Source organism: Frankia sp. CgKIO3, from assembly GCF_977946435.1.
The window spans coordinates 1-8,453 of the sequence record NZ_CDWTMO010000167.1; the positions used below are offsets into that span (position 1 = coordinate 1).

Sequence of the window (8,453 nt, forward strand, 5' to 3'; positions counted from 1 at the left end):
GGCATTGAGGCTCGGGCCGGTGTTTCCGATCACATCGACCTCGTCCTCGGACCGGCGGCCGACAGCCTCGGCATACTCCCCGAAGAACCCACCTTCGACCTGGCGTTCATCGACGCGGACAAGACCTCGTATAGGAGGTATTACGAGCTTCTCCTTCCCCGGATGAACCCGAACGGGGTCATCATCGTCGACAATGTGTTGCAGTATGGGAACGTAGTGCGCTCCGACTCGGACAATCCTGCTGTCGTCGCCGTCAAACAGTTCAACGATCTTCTTACCGACGACTCCCGGGTACAGGTTGTCATGCTGCCCATTGCGGACGGACTGACCATCGTCCGGAAACTGCCCTCGCCGCGGACACCCGTCTAGACTCCCCCGGCCGGGGGGTCCGCGGTCGCCACGAGGAGGCCGGCACCGGCCGGCACCGGTCGGTCCCGGCGCGATGTCACACCCGGGGCCGCGCTCCCGCCGAGGTCCGATCTCGGCAGGCGGCACCCGTGGGACGCAGGTGCCGTCGGGACAATCTTCTACGAAGAGTAGAAGGCAAGATGGTCGGGTGACCGTCACCTCGACAGGTGCGCTCCCATGCACCTGACCCAGTCGACCGACCTGGCGCTGCGGGCGCTCATGCTCGCAGCCACCCGGGAGGATCGCCTCACCGTCCGCGACCTCTCGAAAGCCCTCGATGTTCCGCTCACCCACATGGCGAAGATCGTGCAATGCCTCCAGCGGCTCGACCTCGTGGTCACCGTACGCGGACGCACCGGCGGGGTGCTGCTCGCCCCGGGCGCGACGCAGGTCACCGTCGGGCACATCGTCCGTGCCCTCGAGGGCACGGACGAGTTCGTCTCCTGCGACGGTCCCCCGTGCCCGCTGCGATGCGCCTGCCGATTGCGCCCCCTCCTGCGACGAGCCCAGGAGAACTTCCTGGTCACGCTCGACGAGGTGACCCTCGCCGAGCTCACCGACGAACCCGCCGGCGCCGTCCTGCGCTCCCTCGCGCCACCGGTCCGCTGACACCCGGCCCCGCCCTCCACGAAACGCCCTGGAACTACCCGGGACTGGACGAGCGGACCCCGCCGTTCTGTCGGACCTCCGGGATAGAATCGTCTGGAACGCAGGCTGGTTACGGGAGGAATCCCCCGCAACGTCTCGGCGTCAGGCCGGCGCCTCGGACCCGAGGTCCGCCAGCACCGGCCTTTCCGCGAATTCTCTCGGTTCGTTTTTCCCGCTACTGCTCCGCTTTATCGTGCTCCGCCCCGGCGAATACCCGAGGTCACCCTCGTCAGCTTCCGTAGGCGGCGATGAAGGGCGTATCAGCCTTGATCTTACCGAGCTTCGTGGCACCGCCCGGCTCGCCGAGCGGTGCGTCCCGACCTGGCAGGATGGTGCTGAAGAACAGCGCCTCGCTTTCAATGAACTCCTTGTCCTTCGCGGAAACACGGTCGTCACTGATGGCCGCGCCGACCGGGCAGGACACTGCGCAGGCGCCGCATTCCGTGCACTCGTCCGGATTGATGTACATCTTACGGTCACCCTCGTAGATGCAATCGGCCGGGCACCCCTCCAGGCAGGAGCCGTCCTTGACATCGATACACGCGGCGGTGATGACAAATGGCATGAGAACCCTCACTTTCGATCGACCATGCCGGACCACATCCGGACGGCAGTCAATCCCATGGCTGGCCTCCGACTTCTTCTCGGCTGGTTCCGACCGAGACGGATGGCCGTGCGGCGAACCCGAATGAATGGTATAGGTTCGCGGGGCGCTGGCAGGTCGTGCACCGTGAACGGCATGTAAACAAATTATCCGCGAGGCAAGCCTCATGGATATCCTCGAAATCCACTCGAAGGAAAATCTCAAGGATATTTTTATCAATAACATTATCTTGACCCGAATCACGCTTGAATACCCGCCCGCATTTTCCCGGAGGACGCCATCACGGTACCGGCACGAGGCAGCAGGGTAGCGGGGCCGCCCCCGGGAGAAATCCGGACGCCGGTACCCGCCGGCCGTACCCACCGGGCGTACCCACTGATCACACTCCGGGAAGGCCGCTGATCATGCGGCGTCACCGGCGTTCCCCAGACCCCGCCCGGGCGGGGGTTCACGATCCAGGCGGAGGTTCGAGGGCCCGGGGGGCAGGCGATCGTTGCAGGTGGGACGGAATTTCCATCCGGACGATCTCGCCGTAGGCGAGGAATCTCATGAGCACGAAGAACCAGTGCGCCGGCCACACCTGCAGTCGGACGGGGGGTTGGCCGGCAAGCATGATGACCATGCTGTCGCCGTCCACACCGGACGCCCCCAGGTACGGGTAGCCGATATCGGTCCAGCCGGTCGTGAGCGCCAGCACGAGGCGCCAGTTCGTCAGGAAAAGGTGCCCCTGGGAGACAGGGCGCCACTGGACCACGGCGAGCGCCTCGGCGCGCCTGCGCTGGCTGCCGTTGTACAGGGCACTGCCGAGCAGGGACGCGCCGAGCAGAAGGGGACTACCGAAGGCGACGAACCACCCCTGATTATAGGTGACGTTCTGGCCGATGTACTGCCAGAAGCAGACGGGTGCCTGGGCCAGCACGGCTTCACCCGCACCCAGCGCGATCTGCACGGGTTGTGCCCGCGGACGCCATCCGCGCGTGAGCGCCTCACCGAGTTCCGCGCCAGCCAGCCAGCTCTCCTCGTACGGGGTACGCGGTCCCGGCCGCATCGGACGATGTCGGGGCAAGGTCACCAATCCCACGTCGCGCGATCACTGTCAGCCTTGATTGTCCATCATTGCCGTTCATCATTCGCAGGGCCGGCGCGGGGCATCCGGATTGGTTCACCTCCGCGCGTAGGCCGGGCGGGACCTTCCCCGACCGGCCTACGGGTTTTCCCGCGCCGACCGGCGGCCGGAATTCCGTCAGCCTTGTACTCGGTCAGGCCTTGTACTCGGTCGGGGCATGTACTCGGTCATGACGCCCCCCGCACGATTTCCAGCGGTCTACCTCGAGGAACGGGCAGAGATGGTTCTTGATCCGTTGAGCGTACCCATGCTGATCGCCAACGCCGTGCTGTAATGCCCCCATGGCGACATTCGGTGCGATGCGACGGCACCCGGAGCGGCACAGCACGAACCGTTCGGGCTGGCTGCGCGCGGCCGTCCTCGGCGCGAACGACGGCCTGGTCTCCACCTCCAGCCTCATCGTCGGCGTCGCCGCGAGCGGCGCCTCCACCGGCGCGGTCCTGACCGCCGGGATCGCGGGTCTGACCGCGGGGGCGATGTCGATGGCGGCCGGGGAGTATGTGTCGGTGAGCTCCCAGGCCGACGTGGAACACGCGGACCGGGCGAAGGAGAGCGCGGAGCTGGCGGCCAACCCCGCGGCCGAGCTCGCCGAGCTGGTCGGCATCTACGAGCGGCGCGGCCTTCCGCACGACCTCGCCAGGCAGGTCGCCGTGGCACTGACCGAGCGGGGTGCGCTGGAGGCGCACCTGCGCGACGAACTCGGCCAGAGTGAGGCCACCCGGGCGCGCCCGGTCCAGGCCGCCGTCGCGTCGGCGGGCAGCTTCACGGCCGGCGGGCTGGTGCCGTTCCTCGGGATGTCGGCCCCGGCGGGGGCGGGCCGCCTGGCGCTCGTCGTCGTGGTGACGATGATCGGTCTCGCCGTCGCGGGCATGCTCGCCGCGCGGGCCGCCGGTATGGCGCTGCTACGTCCGGCCCTGCGCGTCGTGCTGGGCGGCGCCGCGGCCATGCTGGTCACCGCGCTGGTCGGTCTGATCACCGGCGCGGCCGGCGGCTGACCGACCGCCGGGACGTACCTGAGCCCACGACCGATCCACCGCTGGTCCGTGGGCTCATACCGTTCCTCGGTGGGCGCGGGGCGAACCACGGGTCGTCGGCACCGGCGCCGCCGGGTCTGGTAGGCGGCTACATCCGGTGTTCGACGATCACGTCGGCGGTCATCGCCAGCGCGCCGGGGCTGCGCGGGCTGCGCACCACCACGAGGGCGAACAGGGCGTCGAGCACCGACAGGTGCACGATCCGGCTGGTCATCGCCTCGATGCGATACGCCGTCTCCCGACTGCCCACCACCACCGCGTGCTGCACCAGCTCGGTCAACGGTGACCGGGCAAAGCTCGTGATCGCGGCGGTGTGCGCCCCGGTGTCCACGGCCGCCCGCATCGCCGCCAGTGTCTCCGCCGTCGAGCCGGTGTGGCTGACCGCAACACACAGATCACCCGCCGCTAGCATCCGGGCGGTGACGTGCTGCACATGCGCGTCCCCGGCGAACCGCGCATCGACCCCGACCGTGGTCAGCCGGTAGGCGGCATCCATCGCCAGCGGCGCCGACGTCCCCACCGCCACGAACAACGTCCGCGGCGCGGCGACAACCAGGTCGGCGATCGCCGCCAGCACGCCACCGTCGATCCCCCGCGCCGCCTCGGTCAGCGCACTCGCCGCCCCGCCGAGCACCTTCCCGGCGATCTCATCCGGGCCATCGGCCGCGGACACCTCGTCCACCAGCTGCCGCTCCACCGGCAGCGTCTCCCGGATCAGCGCCAGCTTGAGTTCCTGATAGCCCCGAAGCCCGAGGCTCTGGCAGAACCGCACCACCGTTGCCGGCGAGCTTCCCGACACCTGCGCCAGCTCGCTCACCGACTGGTGGATCATCGCAACCGGGTCGGCGAGGACCTGCCGCGCCACCCGCTGCTCCGCCGACGACAGCGACGCCGACAAAGCCCGGATGCGCTCCAACACGGCGGGCGCGGCAGCGCCGCCCTCGACCCTCACAGTCACATCACTAGTCACGACACGTCACGCTAAGCGCGTAGACGCAACGGTCAGATGCCTAAAGGTAAACTTCGGATGAATATTCCATAGTATCATGTATCATGAAAGTCCATTTCGGTCCCGGGCGGTCGGTGTCGGCCAGGGTGAAGGGGTCCGGAGCTCGTCCGCGACCCTCAGCGCATGATCCCAGTATGGCCGAGGGAGTAGCGACCGGGTTGCGGCCAGACCGCGAGACCGTGCGGCTCACGGCCGACGGGGATCCGAGCCAGCAGCCGGCCGGCCTTCGGCTCCGATATTTCCCGTCCAAGGAAGACCTGGTTCTCGGTGAGACGCACGCCCTGATCCCGGTGCTCCAAGAGCATGTCCGCGTCCGCCCGGCCGACGAGCCCCCGTAGACCGCCGTGTGTAACGCGTTGTTCGCCATCGCGGCTGAGCGTGGCGTCGGCCTCGGCCTTCTGTTCAGCGGCCCACCGGTCGCCTTTGTGACCCAACCGAGCAGGTCCGCCACGACATTGCTGCGCGAGTTCGAGGACGGCCTGGCACACGCCCTTGCCGAACGACTCAGCCGGGCGGACGGCGGCGGCGATGCGCAGCACTCTCATCGCCTTCTCCGCGCTGCCCCAACCGGACCGGACGCTCACGACCGCGTTGCGCCTGCTCCAGGAGACGTTCGCGATCCTCCGGCAGTGAGTCCCCGCCCGGCAGGCGATCAACGGGTGACCGCAATCACAAGCCAACAAGGACCGGCGATCTGTCATTACTGACACATTCGACATCGAGGGCCGCCAGCTTGCCGACACCGGAACACGCGGGCCCGGATCCGCACCGTCGGCAGAGCAGCCGGAGGCGGTCGCCGAACATGCCCTGTCGTCGGACCGCTCGATCGATCAGACTGGGTAGGGCAGCAGCCCGCGGTCGGGTCGACAGGAGTCGGAAGGCCACCCGGGTTCGTCGTCATGCTGGTCCTTCCCGAACAGGCACCGTTCGGCGCGGTGCGAGCGAAGCCGGTTGGCGGGACCCGCGCGGCCGGTCCGAAGAGGCGGAGTTCTCAGCTCTGAGGCGGGAGGTGCGGGTGGGCGGCAGCAGCGGCAGCCACCCGGCCGAGTCCCGGGCTATGGCCGCGCCGACCGCGCCGTTTCCGCGCGCCTGCGGTGCCGCGGCCAGGACGACCCGGTCGGGGCGCACCAGCACGGCCCCGGCCCCCGCCCGGCGCAACCAGCCGGCCAAGATCCCGCCGTCGGAGATGACGGCGTCGTCACCGTCGTCCAGGCCGGCCGGATGCCCCGAACCGCTGGTGGCACCCGAACCGCTGGTGGCGGCGCGGACCTGGAAGACCCGCGCCCGCAGGCGCCGCGCCAGGACCGAGAGGCCGGGATCGAGCGGGCCGGAAGCGACGATCGCAAAGGAGTCACCGAGCAGGTCATCGAGGCGGCACCGACGCCGGTCGACGGTGACCCACGGTTGTGGAAGCAGGGTCCCGGCCAGGCCACCAAGACCGCGGTGGCGGGGTCGGACCAGCGGCCCGGCGGGTAGCCGGGGCGACGTCGTACGCGCGGCGGCATGGCTGAAGCCCGGGACCCGGCAGGCTCCAGCAAGGACCAGCCGCCGAGCGGCCGCGGCGTTGTCCTGACCACCGGTCATCGCCCAGCCGACCGTGATCGCCGTCCGGATCAGGCGGGCCACGTGGGGTTCGCGTTCGAGCTGGTAGGTGTCGAGCAGTCGGTCGTCGGCTCCTTCGGACAGCACCATAGCCAGCTTCCAGCTGAGGTTGGCGGCGTCGCGTAGCCCGGCGCCCATGCCCTGGCCAATGAACGGCGGGGTCACGTGCGCCGCGTCGCCAAGCAGGAAGACCCGCCCGAGGCGCCACCGGTCAGCGACCCGGGCCCGGAACGTGTATGCTGCCTGTCGCAGCACCTCCACCCCGGACCGTGGCACGCCGCGGATCCAGGGGGCTAGCAGCTCAGTCAGTGTCGCCGGGGCGGCCAGGTCCGCCTCGCTGTCAGCGGTGGCTGTTCGGGAAGTGCCGGTAAGGCCTCAACCCCCTGCACGACCCGGACCGGAATGCCGCTCGGGTCGCGCAGATCCACTACCCGGCCGCCGCCCCGCTCGTCGAGCTCCCGCACCTCGCTACCGCTAGACCTGGCCAGTCGTGACAGGTCGGACGGGTCCGCCGCATGGAACGCGGAGCCGACGAACCGGGACACCGGACCCCGCCGAACGATCATGCAGTGGATGCCCGGCAGGGTGCCGCGCAGGTAGAGCGCGTCCTGGGTGCGACACGCGACGGCGAAACCGAAATCCCGCGCGAACACCTTCGGCCCGATCCAGGTTCGGCTTCTCAAATTCCAACCACGCCAGGTCGGCAACCTTGATCACAGGATCGCGGGCCCGGCCCGGGTGTTCCCCGCGTTCCCTGCCCCACTCGCTGTGCAGGTGCTCGTGGGCAGTTGCCGAGCTTGTGCCGGAATGGTCAAGATCCATCATGATGGCCACCGTCTGGCGCGGCTGGGACGTCCACTTAGGCGGAAACCGGACCCGACCAGCGGGAGACCGTGACCGAGCGGCTGTCAAGGCGACTGTGCCCACCAGCGGCGGCCACGGCCTGACGCTCTACCAGGCCGTGGCCGAACTCCAAGCGACTCAGGACACTAGAAACCTTGCCTACATTCGGTCAGATCGGGCACTTGGTTGCCTGTAGCTCGTCCTGGATCTCGGGCTGGCCGATATTTTCCGCGGTGTAAACACGGGGCTGAAGAGTGACGACCTTGTCGACCGGCTTACCGGTCGCCGCCGCGACCGCCTGGTCCAGCGCCTTTACACCAGCTTCACGATAGTTGGTACTGATCACGCTGGAGATCTCGCCGCTCTTGACAGCTTTGTTGACCGCCGCAACGGTGTCATAGGTGACCACATAGATGCCGCTATTTCCGCGTTGGCGGAGAGCTGTCGACGCGCCGAGCGCGGCCAGTCCAAAGCTCGTGAAGACTGCCTTGACATCGGGGCCGCGCGCCAGGATCGCGTTCATTTTCGCCGTTGCCGTCTGAGGAGATACGTCGGTGATCTCCGCACCCAGATATTTGATGTTCGAGTACTCCTTGATCTTGCTTTCGAAGTTGTGCCACCTTAGGTCGGACGGCACGCTCTGACCTGGGGTGAACGCAACGGCCGCAACTTTGCCACCCTCGGCTCCGAGGTGTTTCGCGATGAGTTCCGCGGCCAGCCGACCGCCGGCGGCCTCGTCCGCGACGACCTGCGAGGCAAGTGGAGCCGGATTGTCTAGCGTGTTAAATGCAGTCACGATCGGCAGCCCCTGGGCCTTGGCCTTGGCGAGGGGCGCGTACATCGCATTGGCGTCGGCCACGCTGATCATGAGTCCGTCGGGCTTGTCGGCCAGGACCGAGTTGAGGATCGGCGTCATCGCGGCGGCCGAGAACTCCTTGGGATATCGACGAAAACCTCACCCTGATCGGCGCGATGCCAACCCGAAAGAACCTTGGTCAGCGTGCTCTTGCCCGCGCCGTTGTCACCGACCAGGCCCACGATCTCGCCGCGACGAACCGTGAGGTTCGCCCCCCGCAACGCCCGCACATGCCCGAACCTCTTGTGAACATCACGCACCTCCAACACGACCGGCGCCTCCACACTCACGCCGAACCCACCCCAGCCAGCCCCCGCACGCCC

Annotated in this window: 11 protein-coding genes; 3 read left to right on the forward strand and 8 right to left on the reverse strand. The window is 68.2% G+C overall.

Going from position 1 to position 8,453, the window contains the following annotated elements; translation table 11 throughout:
* Positions 1-369, forward strand: a 369-nt coding sequence (locus AC08OJ_RS16350) for an O-methyltransferase (RefSeq protein WP_476596180.1), incomplete at its 5' end; no start/stop codon positions are given.
* A 216-nt stretch (positions 370-585) separates the two neighbouring features.
* Positions 586-1,017: an RrF2 family transcriptional regulator gene (locus AC08OJ_RS16355; protein ID WP_476594082.1), complete on the forward strand. Its 432-nt coding sequence runs from the start codon at positions 586-588 to the stop codon at positions 1,015-1,017.
* Positions 1,018-1,285: 268 nt separating this feature from the next.
* Here the strand turns inward: AC08OJ_RS16355 and AC08OJ_RS16360 are convergent, their stop codons facing one another.
* A complete protein-coding gene (locus AC08OJ_RS16360; RefSeq protein ID WP_476594081.1) occupies positions 1,286-1,621 on the reverse strand; it encodes an indolepyruvate ferredoxin oxidoreductase subunit alpha in 336 nt (111 codons plus the stop codon).
* A gap of 487 nt (positions 1,622-2,108) precedes the next feature.
* Positions 2,109-2,732 carry a hypothetical protein gene (locus AC08OJ_RS16365; RefSeq protein WP_476596181.1) on the reverse strand — a complete coding sequence of 208 codons (624 nt, stop codon included), beginning with the start codon at positions 2,730-2,732 and terminating at the stop codon, positions 2,109-2,111.
* Between the two features lie 335 nt (positions 2,733-3,067).
* On the opposite strand from AC08OJ_RS16365, the gene AC08OJ_RS16370 reads away from it, so the two are divergent.
* Positions 3,068-3,781, forward strand: coding sequence for a VIT1/CCC1 transporter family protein (locus tag AC08OJ_RS16370; RefSeq protein WP_476594079.1), 714 nt, complete (start codon positions 3,068-3,070; stop codon positions 3,779-3,781).
* 127 nt (positions 3,782-3,908) lie between these two features.
* Here the strand turns inward: AC08OJ_RS16370 and AC08OJ_RS16375 are convergent, their stop codons facing one another.
* The 6 genes from AC08OJ_RS16375 to AC08OJ_RS16400 all read right to left on the reverse strand — a co-directional run.
* On the reverse strand, positions 3,909-4,790 hold the full coding sequence (locus tag AC08OJ_RS16375) for a MurR/RpiR family transcriptional regulator (protein WP_476596182.1): 882 nt from the start codon (positions 4,788-4,790) through the stop codon (positions 3,909-3,911).
* A gap of 155 nt (positions 4,791-4,945) precedes the next feature.
* Positions 4,946-5,374, reverse strand: coding sequence for a hypothetical protein (locus AC08OJ_RS16380; RefSeq protein ID WP_476594085.1), 429 nt, complete (start codon positions 5,372-5,374; stop codon positions 4,946-4,948).
* Between the two features lie 352 nt (positions 5,375-5,726).
* Positions 5,727-6,707, reverse strand: coding sequence for an FAD-dependent monooxygenase (locus AC08OJ_RS16385; RefSeq protein ID WP_476596183.1), 981 nt, complete (start codon positions 6,705-6,707; stop codon positions 5,727-5,729).
* A 29-nt stretch (positions 6,708-6,736) separates the two neighbouring features.
* On the reverse strand, positions 6,737-7,084 hold the full coding sequence (locus AC08OJ_RS16390; protein ID WP_476596184.1) for a VOC family protein: 348 nt from the start codon (positions 7,082-7,084) through the stop codon (positions 6,737-6,739).
* Positions 7,085-7,443: 359 nt separating this feature from the next.
* Complete coding sequence (locus AC08OJ_RS16395; RefSeq protein ID WP_476596185.1) at positions 7,444-8,190, reverse strand: substrate-binding domain-containing protein; 747 nt, start codon at positions 8,188-8,190, stop codon at positions 7,444-7,446.
* On the reverse strand, positions 8,187-8,453 hold a 267-nt coding region (locus AC08OJ_RS16400; RefSeq protein ID WP_476596186.1), incomplete at its 5' end, for an ATP-binding cassette domain-containing protein. The genes AC08OJ_RS16400 and AC08OJ_RS16395, both read right to left, overlap by 4 nt.